Origin of the sequence: Streptomyces sp. NPDC093544 (genome assembly GCF_040683495.1) — a bacterium.
Lineage (GTDB): Bacteria > Actinomycetota > Actinomycetes > Streptomycetales > Streptomycetaceae > Streptomyces.
In genome coordinates, this window is the sequence record NZ_JBFBEA010000009.1 from 312,187 (window position 1) to 331,187 (window position 19,001).

General features: G+C 68.6%; 16 protein-coding genes and 2 pseudogenes. 12 read left to right on the forward strand and 6 right to left on the reverse strand.

Translation table 11 applies throughout. The features are described from left to right. Positions 1–5: 5 nt before the first annotated feature. Positions 6–1,934 carry a primary-amine oxidase gene (locus AB0N66_RS16470; RefSeq protein WP_365434433.1) on the forward strand — a complete coding sequence of 643 codons (1,929 nt, stop codon included), beginning with the start codon at positions 6–8 and terminating at the stop codon, positions 1,932–1,934. Between the two features lie 215 nt (positions 1,935–2,149). Here AB0N66_RS16470 and AB0N66_RS16475 read toward each other — a convergent pair whose 3' ends face one another. From AB0N66_RS16475 to AB0N66_RS16485, 3 genes are read right to left on the reverse strand one after another with little or no spacing between them, the layout of a single operon-like run. Further along, complete coding sequence (locus AB0N66_RS16475) at positions 2,150–2,785, reverse strand: GNAT family N-acetyltransferase (RefSeq protein WP_365434436.1); 636 nt, start codon at positions 2,783–2,785, stop codon at positions 2,150–2,152. Continuing rightward, positions 2,782–4,485 (reverse strand): glycoside hydrolase family 9 protein, encoded by a 1,704-nt coding sequence (locus tag AB0N66_RS16480; protein WP_365434439.1) that lies wholly within the window; start codon positions 4,483–4,485, stop codon positions 2,782–2,784. Before AB0N66_RS16480 ends, AB0N66_RS16475 begins: the two co-directional genes overlap by 4 nt. 26 nt (positions 4,486–4,511) lie before the next feature. Beyond that, the gene (locus AB0N66_RS16485) at positions 4,512–6,188 is read right to left on the reverse strand and encodes a beta-N-acetylhexosaminidase (protein ID WP_365434442.1); all 1,677 of its coding nucleotides are present in this window, start codon (positions 6,186–6,188) and stop codon (positions 4,512–4,514) included. 103 nt (positions 6,189–6,291) lie between these two features. On the opposite strand from AB0N66_RS16485, the gene AB0N66_RS16490 reads away from it, so the two are divergent. The 4 genes from AB0N66_RS16490 to AB0N66_RS16505 are packed head-to-tail and all read left to right on the forward strand — an operon-like array spanning position 6,292 to position 10,652. Then, positions 6,292–7,305 carry an ABC transporter permease subunit gene (locus tag AB0N66_RS16490; RefSeq protein WP_365434445.1) on the forward strand — a complete coding sequence of 338 codons (1,014 nt, stop codon included), beginning with the start codon at positions 6,292–6,294 and terminating at the stop codon, positions 7,303–7,305. Beyond that, positions 7,302–8,198 carry a carbohydrate ABC transporter permease gene (locus AB0N66_RS16495; RefSeq protein WP_365434448.1) on the forward strand — a complete coding sequence of 299 codons (897 nt, stop codon included), beginning with the start codon at positions 7,302–7,304 and terminating at the stop codon, positions 8,196–8,198. Before AB0N66_RS16490 ends, AB0N66_RS16495 begins: the two co-directional genes overlap by 4 nt. A 12-nt stretch (positions 8,199–8,210) precedes the next feature. Then, positions 8,211–9,860, forward strand: a complete 1,650-nt coding sequence (locus tag AB0N66_RS16500) for an extracellular solute-binding protein (protein WP_365434451.1) — start codon at positions 8,211–8,213, stop codon at positions 9,858–9,860. A 51-nt stretch (positions 9,861–9,911) separates the two neighbouring features. Next, entirely contained in the window at positions 9,912–10,652 is a 741-nt protein-coding gene (locus tag AB0N66_RS16505; RefSeq protein ID WP_365434454.1) for a ThuA domain-containing protein, read from the forward strand. A gap of 5 nt (positions 10,653–10,657) precedes the next feature. Here AB0N66_RS16505 and AB0N66_RS16510 read toward each other — a convergent pair whose 3' ends face one another. Further along, on the reverse strand, positions 10,658–10,972 hold the full coding sequence (locus AB0N66_RS16510; protein ID WP_365434457.1) for a hypothetical protein: 315 nt from the start codon (positions 10,970–10,972) through the stop codon (positions 10,658–10,660). Between the two features lie 192 nt (positions 10,973–11,164). On the opposite strand from AB0N66_RS16510, the gene AB0N66_RS16515 reads away from it, so the two are divergent. From AB0N66_RS16515 to AB0N66_RS16540, 6 genes and pseudogenes are all read left to right on the forward strand, one after another. Then, positions 11,165–12,328, forward strand: a complete 1,164-nt coding sequence (locus AB0N66_RS16515) for an NAD-dependent epimerase/dehydratase family protein (protein ID WP_365434459.1) — start codon at positions 11,165–11,167, stop codon at positions 12,326–12,328. Between the two features lie 110 nt (positions 12,329–12,438). Next, the gene (locus AB0N66_RS16520; protein WP_365434462.1) at positions 12,439–13,209 is read left to right on the forward strand and encodes a GntR family transcriptional regulator; all 771 of its coding nucleotides are present in this window, start codon (positions 12,439–12,441) and stop codon (positions 13,207–13,209) included. A 250-nt stretch (positions 13,210–13,459) separates the two neighbouring features. Continuing rightward, the gene (locus AB0N66_RS16525) at positions 13,460–14,494 is read left to right on the forward strand and encodes an SIS domain-containing protein (protein ID WP_365434465.1); all 1,035 of its coding nucleotides are present in this window, start codon (positions 13,460–13,462) and stop codon (positions 14,492–14,494) included. Between the two features lie 61 nt (positions 14,495–14,555). Next, a complete protein-coding gene (locus tag AB0N66_RS16530) occupies positions 14,556–15,461 on the forward strand; it encodes a BadF/BadG/BcrA/BcrD ATPase family protein (RefSeq protein WP_365434468.1) in 906 nt (301 codons plus the stop codon). 1 nt (position 15,462) lies between these two features. Beyond that, positions 15,463–16,383 (forward strand): alcohol dehydrogenase catalytic domain-containing protein, encoded by a 921-nt coding sequence (locus AB0N66_RS16535; protein ID WP_365434471.1) that lies wholly within the window; start codon positions 15,463–15,465, stop codon positions 16,381–16,383. A gap of 620 nt (positions 16,384–17,003) precedes the next feature. Beyond that, positions 17,004–17,182, forward strand: a pseudogene (locus AB0N66_RS16540) (transposase); the annotation flags it as partial. A gap of 221 nt (positions 17,183–17,403) precedes the next feature. Here AB0N66_RS16540 and AB0N66_RS16545 read toward each other — a convergent pair. Both AB0N66_RS16545 and AB0N66_RS16550 read right to left on the reverse strand, forming a co-directional pair. Next, positions 17,404–17,973 (reverse strand): tyrosine protein phosphatase, encoded by a 570-nt coding sequence (locus AB0N66_RS16545; RefSeq protein ID WP_365434473.1) that lies wholly within the window; start codon positions 17,971–17,973, stop codon positions 17,404–17,406. Then, positions 17,973–18,584 carry an MBL fold metallo-hydrolase gene (locus tag AB0N66_RS16550; RefSeq protein WP_365434476.1) on the reverse strand — a complete coding sequence of 204 codons (612 nt, stop codon included), beginning with the start codon at positions 18,582–18,584 and terminating at the stop codon, positions 17,973–17,975. The genes AB0N66_RS16545 and AB0N66_RS16550 overlap by 1 nt, the downstream gene beginning before the upstream one ends. Before the next feature lie 232 nt (positions 18,585–18,816). On the opposite strand from AB0N66_RS16550, the pseudogene AB0N66_RS16555 reads away from it, so the two are divergent. After that, positions 18,817–19,001: pseudogene (locus tag AB0N66_RS16555) on the forward strand (transposase); the annotation flags it as partial.

Sequence of the window (19,001 nt, forward strand, 5' to 3'; positions counted from 1 at the left end):
CGCACATGACGCCCACCCACCCCCTCGCGATGCTCACCGCCGAGGAGATACGCACCGCCCGCGCCGTACTGGAGGAGGCCGGACACCTCGGCGGCGACATACGGTTCGTCTTCGTCGGCCCCGAGGAGCCGGCCAAGGCCGAGCTGCTGGGGTTCGCCCCGGGTGGCCCTGTGGACCGGCGGCTGCGGGTGATGTTGCTCGACCGGGCGAACGGCGACTCGTACGACGTGACCGTTTCGGTGACCCGCGAGACCATCGACACCTTCGAGAAGATCGACACGTCTGTCGCTGGTCAACTTCCCATCCTGGACTCTGAGTTCGAGACCTGTCAGGAGATCCTCGACGCCGACGAGGGGTGGCGGGCGGCGCTCGCCCGGCGCGGGCTTGTCCCTGAGAGCGTACGTGCGTGCCCGCTCTCGGCCGGCCACTACGGATACGAGGGCGAGGCGGGCCGGCGGATCGTCCGCAGCTTCGGCTTCCACCAGGACCATGAGCGGGACCACCCGTGGGCCCACCCCGTGGACGGGCTGGTGGCGTACGTCGACCTCACCGCGCGCACCGTCATGGAGATCATCGACCACGAACTCCTCGCCGTGCCGCGGGAGTCGGGGAACTTCCAGGACCCGGAGTACACCGGCCCCGCCCGCACCACCCTCAAGCCCATCGAGATCACCCAGCCCGAGGGCGCGTCCTTCACGGTCGAGGACGGGCTGCTGCGGTGGGAGAACTGGTCGCTGCGCATCGGCTTCAATGTCCGCGAGGGACTGACGCTTCACCAGATCTCCTTCTTCGACAGGGAGTTGGGGCGAGATCGCTCCGTGGTGCACCGTGCCTCGATCGCCGAGATGGTGGTCCCGTACGCCGACGCCTCACCCGTCCGGTTCTGGCAGAACTACTTCGACCAGGGTGAGTACCTCTTCGGCCGCTACACCAACTCCCTGGAGCTGGGCTGCGACTGTCTGGGCGAGATCCACTACACGGATGTGACCATCGCCGACGAGCTCGGCGAGCCCTCCGTCATCCGCAACGCGATCTGCATGCACGAGGAGGACTACGGGGTGCTGTGGAAGCACAGCGACCTCTTCGCGGGCTCCAATGAGACCCGTCGCCAGCGCCGTATGGTCATCTCCTTCTTCACCACCGTCGGCAACTACGACTACGGCTTCTACTGGTACCTCTACCTGGACGGCACCATCGAGTGCGAGGCCAAGGCGACCGGCGTCGTCTTCACCTCCGGATACTCCGAGGAGGGAAGGGAGTTCGCCACCGAGATCGCCCCCGGCCTCGGCGCCCCCTTCCACCAGCACCTCTTCTCGGCCCGCCTCGACATGGCGGTCGACGGGCAGCGCAACGCGGTCGACGAGGTCGACGCCGTCCGTATCCCCATCAGCGAGAAGAACCCGTACGGCAACGCCTTCGCCCGCCAAGTCACCCGCCTCACCGGAGAGAGCCAGGCCCAGCGCCAGGCGGACGGCAGCAAGGGCCGGGTATGGCACATCGTCAACCCCGACGTCACCAACCGCCTGGGCCAGCCGGTCGGTTACGCCCTTGTGCCCGAAGGCCTGCCCACCCTGCTCGCCGACGACTCGGCGTCCGTCACGATGCGAGCGGCCTTCGCGACCAAGCACCTCTGGGTCACCCGGCATGCCGACGACGAGCGATACCCGGCCGGTGACCTCGTGAACCAGCACCCGGGCGGCGCCGGTCTGCCGTCCTGGACGGCTGCCGACCGCGGCGTCGACGGCGAGGACATCGTGCTCTGGCACACCTTCGGGCTCACTCACTTCCCGCGCCCCGAGGACTGGCCCGTCATGCCCGTCGACTACACGGGCTTCACGCTCAAGCCGGTCGGCTTCTTCGACCGCAATCCCACCCTGGACGTGCCGCGCAGCAGCGCGGGACGCGGGCACGGCGAGGGGCCCGCGTGCCACTGAGGCGCACCCTGGCCTATGTGGGCCATGCCACTCCTCGGCGTGGCCTGCGCGCCTGCCGCGTGGCCGACGCCCGGCCTCGGAGACGGATCCCACCAGGGAGCTCCGGTTCGTCGGGAGTTCTTCTGTCGGGGAAACGGCGCCTCGCTCGAAGCGCCCGGGCAGTAATCTCCGCCGCTCCGTGCTCGCGAGCGCCCTCAGCGCCATGGCTCTGGTCATCAATCCAGCGTCATCACCATCTGCGAGCCCCACTCCTGGCGGCTGAGCTCGATGAAGCCGACCGCCAGGTAGAAGGCGCGTGCCCCGGGGTTCCCGCTGCCCACGCCGAGGTGCAGCCCTGGTACGCCACTGTCACGCAGGGCCGCGGTCAGCGCGCTCATCAGACGGCGGCCGAGTCCGCTGCCCTGACCGCGGGGGAGAATGTCGATGTGCAGGTGCGCCGGGTGGCGGACGTAGAGGTCGTCACGGTGCGGCCGGGTGCGGTGGAGATGGTCCACGCGGCGCCAGTCATGGGTGCCGTCCCCCGGGTCCACGGCGAGTGCGGAAGGGTAACGAGCGCGCAGACCGGGCCACCAGTTCTCCTCCTGCCACACCTCGAAGGAGTACGTGTCGGCGGTGGCGACGACGTACCCGAGGGTGCCCAGCTCGTCGGTGGCGACAAAGGTGAGTGCGGGGTCCGCGGCCGGATAGGGCGCGGTATAGATGTGGCCGAGCAGATCGGGGTCGCGGTAGAGCGGTGTCGCGTCCCGTCCCGAGTCGCCGGTCCTGAGACATACGCGGTACATGCCGGGCAGGTCGGCCGGATGAAAAGGGCGTACGACGGCTGGACCGGAGGAGGGCACGGCAGCGGTCATCGGGCCGCCGCCGCGGCCAGCAGGAACCAGGCCGAATGCGGGATCCATTGTTCGGTCCAGCGCCAGCTGTTGCCGGTGTCCCTGTGGTGGTCGGGCATGAATGCGATGTCGTGCTCGTCCTCGAAGCCGGAGGTGATCCCGTTGAGGATGCCTCCGGGGACGTTGGGATAGTCCGGGTGGTATTCGACAGCGTTGCGCCCGATCCCCTTGATCATGGAGGAGTCGAAGGGGTTGAGGCCGGTCACCCAGTGCATTTGGTCCTCCGCCAGGCGCAGCAGTCGGGGACGCAACTCGGTTGGGCAGTCGGGGAGTTCGGCAGCCAGTTGAGCCGCATAGGCCACCGAGCAGATGTTGGCGTTCTCGCCCTGCCACCAGTAGCCGGTCTCGTTGTCGTGCGGGTAGAAGAAGCTGGTGCGCGGGGCGGAATCCGTCGGCTGCACATACTGGCGTACACAGCCGAAGGGGTTGGCCACCTCGTCCGCGAGAGTGGCCGCGTCGCGCATCAGGGAGAGTGCGGTCCTGCGGGCGGTCGGGGCGAGTGGGGAGTCGGGGCAGAGGCCGGCGAAGCGCAGGAGGGCGACGGCCGGGAGGCCGGATTCAGCGGCGTGGAAGAACGGACGCCCTGTCACATCGCCCAGGAGGTAACCGAATCCGTGGCCCGATTCGGTGTAGCGGTCGGTGAGTGCGGCGGCACGGCGCTCGGCGGCGGCCAGGACGACGGGATCGGGCTCCCCGGCGTCGGCCCGCAGCAGCTCCACGGCTGCGAGCAGCGCGCAGTAGTCGTCGATGACGGACTCCTCGCCGTCGTACAGGTACTCCTTGTTGTGCCGCTCAAGATGCTCGAATCCCCGGCGGGCGGCGGTCAGGTACGCGGAGCTGTCGAAGTCACCGTGGTCGTTCAGAGTGGCGGCGCGGGCCAGGGCGGCGATCGCGAGGCCGCCTCCCTGACGGTAGGCCGCCTGCCAGCGCTGGGTGCGCACGCACTCCTGGAGCGGGGCGTTGATGACGCGCTCGTCGAGGTCCTTGGTGAGGGCATCGAAGATCGCGGTGTAGAAGTAGCCTTCCGGCGACTGGAAGCGGACCAGGAAGTCGGCCCCGAACAGCGCCTCGTCACGCAGGCGGTCGCCCAGTGCCCGGTGCAGGCGCGGGTGACGGTCCGCAAGAGTGTCGCTGACCTCCATGAACGCCCAGGCGCAGAAGGGGAGTTGCTGTGGGTTCATCATGCGGGTGTAGTTGAGGTGGCTCAGGAACTTGCTGAAGTCGCCCGAGGCGTCGAGCCATCCACCGCGCGCGTCGACGGTGCGGCCGGAGTCGTCCCCGTAGAAGCGGGTGTGGCGGTCCTTGCGGTCGATGGCGCCGCTGGAGCGCACCGAGCGGAAGTAGTACAGGACGTCCGAGAGCGTGCTCCGCTGGAGGAGGGCCGCGTCGACGCGGAAGTCGGCGGAGCACTCGGTGCCGTACTCGATGCGGTACACGCCCGCTGTGCGCAGATCGGAGAAGTCGATCCGGCGGAAGGAGCCGACGGACCAGCGGTCGACGTGCTCCACCGGACCGACCGGCAGTTGCCGCCGGGTGCCCTCGCCGACCAGTGTGGCTGTGGCGGCCAACTCACTTCTCTCCTGGGGGAAGTTGAGCATCACGATCGCACTCTTGGAGGCGGCCGTGTTGTAGCCGATGTGGCTGACAAGGATCTTCGTCACCGGGATCCCTCCGGGCTGGTGGTCGCTCACGGCTGGTTGGAGATCGAGTCGAGCCACTTGCGGGTCTCCGCGATTCGGCCGGGTGAGGAGCGTTTCCATACGCCGGTGCCGCCGGTCTGCCACGGGTGGGGACCGGCGAGCGGCCGGTACTCCACGCCCATCGCGTCGAGCCGCCGCAGGTGGCGTACGAGCCTGGCGTCGAAGTCGGCAGGGTCCGGGACACCACCCGACCACAGGACCTCGGCGAGGGCGCAGGCTCGCGGGAAGGCCAGATAGTCCAGGTGCCGCTCGTCGGGCACCCACTCCGTCCAGATCTGGAACTGCCCGCCAAGGACGTGGGCCCGCTGCTCCTCGGACCAGGCGGTCGGGGCGGGTGCGAAGCGTGCCACGTCGGTCAGGGTGATCGGGCCGCCCTCCGACCGGCGTTCGGCGTCGAGGTCCGACTGGTCGAAGTTGAAGTAGGTCGGGAACAGCGGGGAGCGTACGACATCGTGGGTGGCCGCGGCACGGCCCGAGGCCTCGTCGCCCCGCCAGGCCATGACGATCGTGTCCGGCAGCACGCCTCCGGTGACATGGCCCTCGTCCCAGACGATCATCCGTACGCCGAGCCCGGCCAGGAACCGGCCGAGCGAGCGCAGGAAGTGCCCGTGCATCTCGCGTGGTTCGGTGCATCCGGCCGCCGCCATCGCCGCTGCCACCTCAGGGTCCTCGGCCCACCAGTCCATCGCGCACTCGTCCCCGCCGAGGTGGACGTACGGCGCACCGGTCGCCTCGATGATCTCTTCGAGCACGTCGCACAGATACGCCTCGGTGCGCGCGACCGGGGCGACCGAGGTGCCGCCCTCCCACACCGTGTCGAGAACGGCCTGCGGCTCTCCGGGGCGGCCGAGCAGGGGAGCCGCCGCACGCAGGGCTGAGGTGTGGCCGGGTACGTCGATCTCGGGGACGAGGGTGATGCCGCGCAGTCGGGCGTAGCCTGCTATCTCCGCGAGGTCGTCGAGGGTGTAGTAACCGCCGTGCGGGGTTCCGTCATCGGGGCCGCCGGGGCCGAGCCGGGTGGAAGTGCGCCAGGAGCCGGTGGTGTGCAGCTCGGGGTGGCGGCGGCTCTCCACCCGCCAGCCCTGATCGTCTGACAGGTGCAGGTGCAGCCGGTTGAAGCGATGGGCGGCCAGCAGATCGACGTAGCGCAGGACCGTCCGCTTGGGGAAGAAGTGGCGTGTGACGTCGAGCATCGCGCCACGCCAGGCGAAGACGGGTTCGTCCTCGACGACCCCGCACGGCACCCGCCACCCCTCGGGCGGCGGACCGGCCGCCCGCCGGTGGACGGCGTCCGGAAGCAGTTGGCGCAGTGTGGTGAGGGCGTGCGCGACCCCCTCGGTGCCGCCCGCCGTGATCTCGACCTGGGTGGGCGAGACGCGCAGGGTGTAGGCGCCCGGGGCATGGCCCTCCGCCCCGTCTGTGAGCAATACCCGTGTGTCCTCAGTGGTATTGCTTGGTATGCCCGGTATTGGGTCGTTGAGCAGCTCGGAGAGAAGGCTTCGCAGCATGGCGCCGGCCAGCGGGGAGTGGGCTCCGGCGATGGGCATGTCGGTGGTCAACCTGCAATGACCAGAGCTGACTTGGGCTCGTCCGGGGCGGGGCAGAAGAGCTTGAAAGGCGTCCAAGACGGGTCCCAACTGTCGACGGTGTGGAGGGTTCGTCACTCAAGTCCCGCGGCGACGCTACTTGTTGTATTGCTTTGGTTCAAGTGGTACGTTCCCCGAACTCTTCTGGTACCTGCGCAGTTCCCACTGTCGAGAGGTCCCTATGACCGTCAATGCCGCGCAGCAACGCCCGGCCGAGTCCTTGCAGGACCCGCCGGTTCACCCACCACCGCACAAGCAGACCGGGAAGAAGCCGGGCACGGCTCGCGCCAAGTCCTTCGTCACACGCCTGCGGCAGGATTCGCCGTTGCTGCTGATGACGGCCCCCGCAGTCCTGGTCCTGCTGCTGTTCACCTACATACCGTTGCTCGGCAGCGTCGTCGCGTTCATGGACTACGTGCCGTTCCTCGGCTTCACCCAGTCCCAGTGGGTCGGCTGGGACAACTTCACGGCCCTCTTCCAGGACGACCTCTTCTGGGGCGCCCTGACCAACACCTTCGAGATCACCTTCGTTCAACTGCTCCTCTTCTTCCCCGTGCCGATCCTGCTCGCCGTGCTCTTCAACTCGGTGGCGATGCCGGCGGTGAGGAACTTCGTGCAGTCGGTGATCTACCTGCCGCACTTCCTGTCCTGGGTGATCATCGTCGCGCTGTTCCAGCAGATGCTCGGCGGCGGCGGGGTCATCAGCCGCATTCTCGTCACCCACGGGAAAAGCGGCCTCGACATCATGTCGGACCCGGGCACCTTCCAACTGCTGCTGACCTCGCAGGCCATCTGGAAGGACGCCGGCTGGGGAACCATCGTCTTCCTCGCCGCCATCGCCGCCATCGATCCGCAGTTGTACGAGTCCGCCGCGATGGACGGCGCCGGTGCGCTGCGCAGGTTCTGGCACATCACGCTGCCCGGCATGCGCCCCATCATCGTCCTGATGCTGATCCTCAGGCTGGGCGACGCCCTCACCGTCGGCTTCGAACAGATCCTGCTACAGCGCGACGCCGTCGGCCCCGGAGCGGCCGAAGTCCTCGACACATTCGTGTACTTCAACGGAGTTCAGGACGGCAACTGGGGCGTGGCCACCGCGGCGGGCCTCCTGAAGGGCGTGGTCAGTCTCGCCCTCGTCCTTGCGGCGAACAAGCTCGCCCACCGCTTCGGCGAGGAAGGGATCTACCGGCGATGACCACCTCCGTCCACCGCCCTGTATGGCAGGGCAAGCCGAAGCCGATCGCCCTCGTCCTCAAGGGCCTCGCACTGGTCCTGATCGCCGCCGTGGTGATCTTCCCCTTCCTCACGGTCGTCTCCACCAGCCTGGCCACCAAGCAGCAGATCGACGCCAACGGCGGCTACGTGCTGTGGCCCACCAGCGTCTCCTTCGACGCCTACCGGCAGATCTTCGACGGCACGGGTGTCGCTCGGTCTATCGTGGTGAGCGTCGGAGTCACCGTGGTGGGCACGGCCTTCAGCCTCCTGTGCACGGTCCTCGCCGCCTACGGCCTCAGCCGCAGAGGGGCGCTCTTCCAGCGCGGACTGCTGTCCTTCGTACTGATCACGCTGCTGTTCGCGCCCGGCATGATCCCCGTCTATCTGATGGTCAAGCAGCTCGGCATGCTCGACACCTACTGGGCCCTGATCATCCCCGGCGCCGTGAGCGCCTTCAACATCGTGATCGTGCGGGGCTTCATCCAGGCCATCCCGCAGGAACTCTTCGACTCCGCGCGGATGGACGGCGCGGGGGAGTGGCGCATCTTCGCGTCCATCGTGCTGCCGCTGTCGAAAGCGGTGATCGCGGTCGTCGGCCTCTTCATCGCGGTCGGCTACTGGAACAACTACTTCGGTCCGCTGCTCTACCTCAACGACTCGAACAAGTGGCCGCTCCAACTGGTCATGCGGAACTTCGTGCTGGCGAGCAATGTCACCTCGACCTCGGCGAGCGCCGTGGTCCAGGACCAGCCGCCGGCCCAGTCCGTGCAGATGGCCCTCGTCGTCATCGCCACGCTTCCGATCCTGTGCGCGTACCCCTTCCTCAGCAAGCACATGTCCAAAGGCATGCTCACCGGGGCCATCAAGGGCTAGGAGACAGACAGAATGCCGATCAACCCCCAGTTCAGCCGCCGCACCCTGTTCAAGGGCGCCGCCTTCACCGCGCTGAGCGCCACTTCGTTGTCCGCGCTGACCGCGTGTTCGGGCGGTTCAGGGGTGAGCTCCGCCCCCGCCGGCAAGGCGGTTCCCGTACCCACGTACGTCGAGCCCGTGAACACGCCGAAGCCCCAGCTGCCCGGCACCGCCGAGGGCGTCATGGCTGTCTATGAGTCCTTCCCGCTGAACGGCGCGCGCACGGTCAAGGAGGCGCCCGGCGACGGCAAGGAGTTCGAGTTCCTGGTCATGACCTATGGACAGCCCGCCCCGCCGCTGGACGAGAACGTCTACTGGCAGCTGCTCAACAAGGAGCTGAACCTCCAGCTCAAGCCGCTACGGGTGCCGTACGCCGACTTCGCCACGAAGTTCCCCGCACTTGTCGCCGGCGGTGACCTGCCCGAGGTCGTGTCCGTGCCGATCGGCATGAACGTGGCCCGCCTGCCCCAGCTTGCCCAGGCCCAGTTCACCGACCTCAGCGAGTACTTGTCGGGCGACGCCGTGAAGAAGTACCCCAACCTCGCTGGCATCCAGCAGGCGAACTGGCTCAACGGCTATCTCAACGGCCGCATCTACGGTGTCCCGAAGTCGGACCCGCCGTTCACCAGCCAGCTCTACGCCAAGACCGACGTACTCCAGCAGGCCGGCGCCAACCCTCAACCGAAAACCCTCGCCGAACTCAAGGAGATGGCGAAGGCGGTCACCGACAAACGCGCCGGCGTCTACGCGTTCTGTAGCGGCGTCGGCGACATGCTCACTGTCGAATCGATGATGATGATCTTCGGTGTGCCCAACCGGTGGACGCAGAAGAGCGACGGCAGTTTCGTCACCTCCTACGAGCACGAGCAGTTCATACCCGCTGTCGCCGCCCTCGCCGACCTGAAGAAGGCGGGCTACTTCCACCCCGATACCGCGACCATGAGCAAGGTGCAGAGAGACGCGCTCTTCCGCTCCGGGAAGATCGCCGTCATCGCGGACGGCAACCGCGGTGTCGGAATCGTCTCGGACGACCACGACCTGAAGTTCAGCATGATCGATCCGTTCGAGAAGGACGGCGGCAAGGCAACCCACTGGCAGGGTGCCGGGGCGTATGCCATCACCATGCTGAAGAAGACCACTGACAAGAAGAAGATCGACCGCTTCCTGAGCGTCCTCGACTATCTCGCAGCCCCCTTCGGCTCGCAGGAGTCCTTCGTCCTCACCTACGGCGTCGAGGGCAGCGACAACGACTACACCGTCAAGGACGAGGTCCCCGTCCTCTCCACGCGTGGCCAGCGCGAACAGGACCTCGGCTTCGCCTACATCGCGGGCGGACCGCAGGTCCTGTGCGACCCGCAGGGCGCGCCCGGCGTCGACCGCATGTACCACGAGTGGCAGAGCAAGGCCGCCCCGGTGCTGCTGCCCAACCCGGCCGTCCACCTCTACTCCGAGACGTTCAACACCAAGGGCTCCGCCCTGGAACAGCAGATGAGGGACGCCATCACGGCCGTCACCCTGGGCCGTTCGCCCGCCTCCAGCCTCAAGGACGCCGTGCGCACCTGGAAGCAGAACGGCGGCGACCGGATGGCCAAGGAGTACGCCGAGTCCGCACAGAAGGCGTAACCGCACCGCACGGCCGCGCCCCGCACGCGGCCGTCCCCAGGAAGGACCCGGATGAAACTGCGAGGCTCCGCCTCGGCCCTGGTGGTGGTAGAAGGAACCGACCTCCACCACGACCTCATCGGCGCCGCCCTGGCGCTCCAGGAGATCGTCACCGAAGCCGGACTGTCCACGGCGCGCGCCGTCGGCCTCGACCGCTTCACCGACCCGATGCCCGCCACCGCAGAAGCCGACGTGTACGTCCTCTACCGCTCGTCGACCGTCTTCGATCCGCGCCAGCAGAAGGCACTGGCCGACCTGGTGGCCGCCGGGAAGGGCCTCGTCGTGCTGCACGCCAGCAACCTCTTCGGCTTCGGCGAGGGCGGCCTGGACGCGGACCGCACGGCGTACGAACTCATCGGGTCCCGGTACCTCTCGCACGGCGACGCGGGCTCCGAGGGCAGGTTCGACGTCCGGATCCGCGAAGGTCACCCCGTCACCCGCCATGTGGACGACTTCGCCATCGACGACGAGTACTACGTCCTCGAATACGCCGAAGACGTACGGGTCCTCGCCGACCGCGAGCGACCTGACGGCTATACCGAACCACTCGTGTACGTACGCGAGCACGGCGCGGGCCGAGTCTGCTACAGCGCTCTCGGCCACGACCCGCGGGCCTGGGGCAACCCGGGCTTCCGGCAGCTGGTGCGCCAGGCCGCGCTCTGGGCCGCCGGGCTCGACGACGTGGACACCGTGGAGAGCTGGTCCACCCGCTGGCCGCTGGGCAACGGGCGCACAATCGGAGACCGCACATGACGACATCACCTCCGCCCGTGATCGCGGCGCAACTGTGGTCGCTGCACAGCGAGGCAGCCGACGACCTGCTCGGCGTCCTGGCCAAGGTCGCGTCCCTCGGCTATCCGGCCGTCGAGACCATCAGTCTGTACGGGCACCAACCGGCACGCGTGCGCGCCGAGTTGGATGCTCTCGGCCTCGCACTGTGCAGCGCCCATGCACCCTTCCCCGTCGACGACGACGCCGACAACGTCCTCGACGCGCACGAGGAGTTGGGTGCTGACACCCTCGTATGGAGCCTGGAGCCTGGAGCCCGAGGAGTTCACGAGTGTCGATGCCATCTATCTGGGTGCCGACCGTGTCAACCGCGCTGCCGCGAATGCCGCCGTACACGGCATGACCATCGCGTACCACAACCACTTCGCGGAATTCCGCAACGTCTTCGACGGCCGTACCGCGTACGACCAGCACTCGCCGCGTCGCTGGGCGACCGCCTTGTCTCCGTCCACCTCAAGGATGGGCCGGCGCTTGGCATGGACGACTACATGGTGCCCTTCGGCGACGGTGTCGTGGATGTGGAGGCCGCCGCCCGCGCGAACCCGGCCGTGCGCTGGAACATCGTGGAGATGGACCGGTCCCACCACGACATGTACGAACTGCTCGGCCGGGAGTTACACGCACCTGGTCGGGCGCGAACTGGCCCGCGGAAAGAGGTGAGTCCCACGATGCGCGTCCTCTTCCTCGGCGGCACCGGAGTGCTCAGCGCCGCCTGCGTATCTGAACTCGCCCAGCAGGACGTGGAGTTGACGGTCGTCACGCGCGGCCGAGACACGCTGCGACCCGTCCCGCCGAACGTCAGGGCCCTCCATGCGGACGTCCGCGACACCGACGCGATGAGCGCTGCCCTCGCTGGGACCCAACTCTTCGACGTCGTCGTCAACTTCATCGGCTACCACCCCGAGGACATAGCCGCCGACGTCACCCGCTTCACCGGCAGGACAGGGCAGTACGTCTTCATCTCCACCGGATCGGTCTACGCCCGTCCCGCGCCCCGCCTACCCGTGGACGAGTCCTCGGCCCGCCGTGCCGGGAACTTCGACTACCCCCGGTTGAAACTGGAGTGCGAGGAGGTCCTGGAACGCGCCTACCGCCGCGACGGGTTCCCCGCAGTGATCATCCGGCCCGCCCACGTCTACGACGAGACCGTGCTGCCCCTCCTCGCGGGCTGGACGGTCATCGACCGCTGGCGGCGCGGACGGCCCGCCGTCGTGCACGGCGACGGCACCTCGCTGTGGAACCTCATGCACGCCCGCGACTTCGCCCACGCCCTCACCGGGCTGCTCGGCGACGACCGCCTCACCGGAGAGTCCCTGCACATCACCTCGGACGAGATCCTCACCTGGGACGGCATCCACACGTCGCTCGCCCGCGCCGCAGGCGTCGAGCCGCTGCTCGTGCACCGCTCCAGCGAGGACATCGGCCGCGAGATCCCCTGGATGGGGACCGTACTCACGGAGGACTTCCGCCATTCCCTCATCTACGACAACAGCAAACTCCACCGGCTGCTCCCGCAGTTCACGTCGGCAACGCCCTTCCGCAAGGGCGCCGTCGGCATCGTCGATCGGTTCGACGCCGAGCCCGGGCGCCGTGTCACCGACAAGGAACTCGATGCGGCCTTCGACCGACTGACCGGATGAAACGGGGCATCCCAATGGAACAATGGATTGGAACCGGACGACGGGGCGGAACCCACTCGCACATCGACACCGCACGAAATGCAGCAGGAAAAAGGGAAGGTCAGGACACGGTGAACACGACGCCTGAGGACACCTTGGCGCCCATCGCCGCGGACCACCACGAACCCCTGTGGGTCCAGGCCGTCTCGGCGATCGAGCAGCGGGTCAAGGACGGTTCGCTCCCGGCCGGGCGACGACTTCCCGCCGAGCGTGAGCTGTGCGGGCAACTGGGCATCAGCCGCGTCACGTTGCGGCGCGCACTGCGTGAGCTCGTCGAGAAGGGGGTCCTCAGCTCCTCGCACGGACGCGGCTGGTATGTCGCGGAACGCGGCGGCACCGACCGGGAATGGCCCAACTTCCTGGAGTCGTTCAGCGAAACCGCGCGCCGCAAGGGGCTGACGCCCTCCTCGCTGGTGCTGAGCGCAGACGTCAGCCCGGCCACGCTCGACGAGGGCGACGAGTTCGGGGTGGCCGCGGGGACGGAACTCTTCCGTCTGGACCGGGTCCGGCTGCTCGACGGGCTGCCCATCGGTGTCGACTCCTCGCGGGTCCCGCTGAACCTGGCGCCCGGCCTGGGGGAGATCGACTTCGCCCACGCATCCATGCTGGACGAGCTGACCGCGGTCGGATCCGAACCCCTCAACGCCGAGTCGATGGTCGAGTCGCGCGGCTGTCCCGCCGACCTGGCTCCGCACCTGGACATGGCTCCCGGTGAGCCGGTGCTCGTCATGGAGTCGGCGATGACCGACGCCAAGGGGCGGGTCGTGCTGATCACGACCATCACCTACCGGGGCGACCGGTACCGGCTGCGCACATCGTTCGCGCGGGGCGGGTCGGCCTGAGGCGACGCCCTCCTGGGATGTGAGAGCGCGAGAGTCCCGCGCAGGGGCTGAAATTCCGTTCCAACACCGGGCACCCGTGTGCCTGGCGTGGGGCGGCTGTTTCCCCCGTGTCCGTTTCCTCGTACGTCTCATACCGCTGGCCGCAGGTCTCGTACCCACATCCAGTCGCCCCGCCGCTTCGAGCGCCCCCGGCGCCGTCCGCAGCCACATCCCGGCGCCGATATCGGCGTCCCCCACGAAAGGAACTCCCGTGCCCGCAGCTCCCGAAGGGACCATTCCGTACTCCCAGGGCCGAGCGGCTCAGCCCGCCGCCCTGGAACGGATCGTGCCCCACGTCGCCGCTCAACTCGACGAACTGGGCGGCGTGTTGACAGCACGACGTCCCGTCTTCACAGGCATCGGCGCGAGCCATGCCGCGCTCGCTCTGCCCGTACGACTGCTGGAGGAGCACGGACTGCCCGCCCGCCGCACACTCGCCGGTGACCTCGTACCCGAGACGGTCTTCGCCGATGCGGACCTTGTCATCGGGGTGTCCCAGTCCGGCCGCAGCACCGAGACGCTCGACGCGCTCGCGTATGTCGCACCCGAACACCGCGCCGCCCTGGTCAACGCGGCCCCCTCCCCGCTCGCCGCGAGCGCGGCCCATCGCATCGACCTCGGCAGCGAACCCGACAGCTACGCCTCCACCGTCGGCTACACGGGCACGCTCATCGCGCTGACGATGATCGCCCGAGCCCTCGCCGGCCGATCCTCGACGCAGATCACCGCCGAATGGGCGGGCATCGCGAGGCTGATGGAGGAACAGGAGCGGGCGATCAGCACCACGGTCGACGAGTTCGCGGCACGAGCCGCCGACACGGTCGCCGCGGACCTCGTCGCCTCGGGAGCTGCACGATCCGTCACGGAGGCCGGAGCGCTTCTGCTGCGCGAGGTCTGCCGGGTCCCTGCCACCGCTCTGGTCACCCGCAACTACCTGCACGGCGCCATGGAGTCAGCGGGTCGAACCCTGCACGTCACCGTCGGAGACGGCCGCGAACTCGACCTCGCCCGCACGCTGGCCGAGGCGGGCCACCCCACCCTCGCCCTCACCGCCGTCCCCCTCACCAGCGACGGCTTGCTGTACGTCGCCCCGATCCCCGGTCACCTCTCCCTCCCGGTCCGCACGGTCCTGCAGACGAGCGTCGTGCAGCGACTCGCGGGTGCGCTGGCCCAGGCACGTGGCGTCGACATCGAGGACTTCGTTTTCCACCATGCCGACACCAAGACGGAGGAGCCCGTCGGATGAGCCCGACCCCGACTCCGTTCAAGGCCCGCACCGGGAGCACCGAGACCGAGGAGCGCGCGGCATGAGGCCCGTCGTAGCAGGCGTCGACATCGGCGGAACCAAAACCCACGTCCTCCTCGCCGACGCAGTCGCCCACACCGTTACCGACGATGTCACTCTGCGGAGCACCGACTGGCAGACCCGCGACCTCCGCCGGGCGGCGGACTGGCTCATCGCCCGGCTGCGCGCCATCGCCGACGACGCGGAGCTCGTCCGCATCGCCGTCGGCGCTCACGGGTGCGAGACGGCCGCGCAGTGTTCGCTGCTCGCCGGGGCCCTGGGCACCGCACTGGGCGGCATCCCGGTCACCGTTGTCAACGACGCCGAACTGCTTGTCCCGGCAGCCGGGTTCGAGCACGGCATCGGAGTCGTCGCCGGGACCGGCTCCATAGCTGTCGGGCGCCATCGCGACTCCGGCGTCCGGCTGTCCGCGGGAGGCTGGGGCTGGGTCCTGGGCGACGAGGGATCGGGCTCAGCTCTCGTGCGCGAGGCCGCACGCGCGCTCCTCACCCACGCCGACACCGGCACCGACCTCACCGCGGACCCCTTGACGAAGGCGCTGCTCGGCTCCTACGGCGCAGCGGACCTGCCCGAGCTGGCCGCCGCGATGAGCTGGGACGGCGGCGTGGAGACCTGGGGGCGCCACACCCAGGCGGTCTTCACCGCGGCGGACGAGGGCTCGGCACTGGCCCGCGGCGTCATCGCGGAGGGGGGAAACGCTCTGGCCGGCTTGGTGACACGGCTGGCCGAGCGCGGCGCCCGCACCGACACGGTCGTCTTCGCCGGAGGCGTCATCACCGGCCAGCAGCGCCTGTGGACCTCTGTCACCAACCGCCTCGCCTACGATCTGCCGGGAACCGCACCGCACCTGCTCGACGCCCCGCCGGCACGCGGAGCCCTGAACCTGGCACTTCACGGAGGTCACTGACATGCGCTGGTCCCAGGTGGTCTCCGCCCGCACAAGTGAGACGGTCGAGGGCCCCGACGCCCCGCCCCGCCCCGGCGAAGTCGTCGTACGTACGGCGCTGTCCGGTCTGTGCACCTCCGAACTGCCTGCCTGGACGGGACATGACGGAAGTACGCCACTGCGCCTGGGCCACGAACTGTCGGGCGAGATCAGCGCGATCGGCCCCGGGGTCCACGGTTGGACCGTCGGGGAACAGGTCACCGGATTCGCCTCGGGAGCCTTCGCCGAGACCGTTCACGTCCCGGCCAAGGACCTGCTCCCGTTGCCGCTCAACCTGAACGCCAACACGGTCCTCGGCGAGCCCGTGGCCTGTGTGGTCGAGGCGCTGTCCAGGTGCGGGCCGACTGCGGGGCGACGGGTGGCCGTCGTCGGGCTGGGCTTCATGGGCCTGATCGCCATCCAAGTGGCCGCGGCCGCCGCGCCGGTTCATCTCGTGGGCGTCGATCGGCGGCCCGAGGCCCGTGCCCTCGCGACCGGTCTCGGCGCGCACGAGGCGTGTGCGCCGTCCGACGCCGAACCGGGCTCTTACGACATCGTCGTCGAGTTCACGGGCTCGGCGGCAGGACTGCGGCGAGCCGGCGAACTCACAGCGGAACACGGCACGTTGTGCGTCGCCGGCTACCACCATCGCGGCCCACGCACACTGGACATCGAGCTCTGGTACCGAGGCGTCACCATCGTCAACGGCTTCACCCCACAGCGCCACCGCCAGCTCCAGGCGCTCCGCGACGGCCTGGACCTGATGTCCGCCCGGCGGCTGACCCTGGAGCCGCTGCTGACCCACGAGGCCCGACTGGACGACCTCGACGAGGGATTCCGCCAACTCGCTGAGAGACCGGCCGGGTTCGTGAAGTGCGTTGTACGGCCCGGAACCCGAACCTAGCGCAGATCGGTACTCCTTTGTTGTCGAGCGGTCACGGGTGAAGCCCTCGCACGCCAACCGGCCAAGTATGAAAGGCCGTTGCTCGCTTCACCCTGCCGCCCCAGGAAGCGCGTATGTCCCGGAGACCATCGCGACGTATACGAGTATGTGAGAGCGGTGTGGCGGGAGATCGCCGTCGGGATTCATCCTGCCTTGGTGCCACCAGGTGCCACCAGGTGCTGCCTCGTGCGATGTTCAGTTCTCCCGCACCCCCGTGGGCGCAGTGTCGGGATCTCTCAGCTGTTCGGCGGGATCGTGGCCGAGTGGGCCGTGGAGGGGTACGGCGTGCCGAAGGCGCTGGTGTGATCCTGAATCCCGTATACGGCGTCGCTTGCGCGTCGATGCCGTACAGCATCTCGGTCAACCAATGGCTACGAGGGCTCCAGCGGAACCGCCGACGGTGATCCCAAGACGGTCATGCCACGTCTCGCCAAGAGACGTGCACCGTCGGCCGCTTTGTCCACGACGGCCCGACTGCAATACCGGTTTCGTCTTCACGACTCTCGGACAGGGGCTCTGAGTCTTCGGGAGTGCCGCTCGCGCGGCACCGGCCGTCTCAGTCCCGCGTGCCGCTCCCGTGTGTCCTGTCACGTCGCTGGACGGTCGAAAGAACGCTGGGCTGGCTCATGAACCACCGACGCCTGGCCTGCGACTACGAAGCACACCCGCACCGCTCCGAAGTGTGATCCACCTCGCGATGATCAACCTCATGACGCGTCGACCGACCGCGGAATCCACCCCGAGCCGGCGCGGCACCTGAACCACCCTCAATCTGGCAAACCTGAATGAAACAGCAGGAGAAAACATCCTCTTAGGGAGGTGCAGCGTGCCTGCGTAAGGCTGCGCTGCGTACGACGCGGCCAGGATGTTGTTGACCTCACTGTGCTCAGAGGCATCCCCGGGCGGGCTCTTCCGCGCGGCGGCGGCTCCGGCAGGACAGGCGCGCGGGGCCACGGCCGAGGGCGGCCAGGAGGCCGGTGATCACAGGGCCGACGGAGGCTGACGGTCCGAGGGCTGTACCGCGCGATCCTGTCCAGGGCGCTGTCCGCCGGAAGAGACAACGCGGAACAGCTCCAGCGTCCACGCGCGCTGTTCCTCGGTGTCCGGCACCCCCCGCGCCCGTTCCATGGACACCCAGGCGGCCTCCGGCGTGATGCCGTCCAGGATCAGCAGGGAGACCGCGATCAGGGAGGACCGTCCGATGGCGCAGCGGCAGTGCGCGACGACATGGGCTCCGGCCCGCAGGTCCGCGGCGAGTTCCCGGAGCACAGGCAGCACGACGGGGATCGGCGGGACCGTGAAGTCGGGGATGGGTAGGGGGATGAACCGCAGCCCCGCGGCCTCAGCGAGGCCGGGCTCGTCAGTGAGACCGAGTTCGGCGCGCTCGGCGTCGGGAAGGGCGCAGACCAAGATGTCGGCGCCGACGCCGCGCAGGGCTGCCATGTCGGCTGCCAGGTTCGCGTGACCGTGGGGCCGGACCATGGTGCTCAGGCGTCCCGGTCGCCCCGGACCGGTGACGGTGAAGAGGACGGGGGCGGGCGCCTCGGTCATCAGGCGGACGAGCCCGGCGGGAGCCAGCGGTAGCAGCCACCGCACTCGTCAGTGAGCCAGCCGTTGAGGCTGTCCAACCCACGCTCGTTGATCTGCCCGTCGTGGACGCCGTACGCCCGATCCGGCGCGACGGCGCGCACGAAGTCGATGGCCTCGTCCGTCTTCATCCACGACCCCTGCAGGGGGACCAGCAGGGTCTCCACCGGCTGGTCGGGACGGTGCAGGGAGTCCCCGGGGTGGTAGAGGCCGTCCTCGACCAGGTAGCCGAGGTTGGCGCAGTCCGGGAGGCCGCCGTAGATGCGCGCATGCCGCCCGCCCTGGGCGGTCACCCGGAAGCCGGCCGCGGTGAACTCCACGCCGGCGACGACGCCGGTGAAGTCCAGGCCCGGGATCCGTGCCGACTTGGGTGCGTAGACGGGCACGCCCAACCCCTTGAGTCGCAACAGGTCGACGTGATCGTCGTGTTCGTGGGTCACCAGGACCGCGTCCGCGCCGACGAGGGCCTCGGGCTCGCTCCAGACGCCGGGATCGATGAGCAGCGTGCCGCCGCCGTCGGCTTCCAACCGGACACAGGAATGGGTGTACTTGGTAATCCGCACCCGCGTGAGCATAGCTGGGAGGCCGCGCGAATTCCCTCGGGGAATGGCTGGAAATACCGCTCGATTGCACCCTTGGGATGTTCCGGGGTGAGCAGCGATATCTAGCTTGATCTTTAACGTGCGTCGTCGAATGGTGCGTCGAACTTGATCACTCGGTTCGGTAACTGCCATACATGGAGGCGGCCTTCGTCTGAACATGTGCTCCGACCAAGGAACACACACGTCCAGCACGAAGGCCGTGAAAATGAGTCTGCTGCATCACGACGCCCGATCGGGGGCATTGGCGCAACTGTCATGCTTCCGGGGTGAGTTCTACTCCTGCCTGACCGCTCGTTCGGACGCGTTGTTCGAGCTGGCTGATGCTGTTCTGTGCGGCGACGGGCCGGTGAGGTCGCTGGCCCAGCTGTCGCTGGTGGGTGAACACCGCCG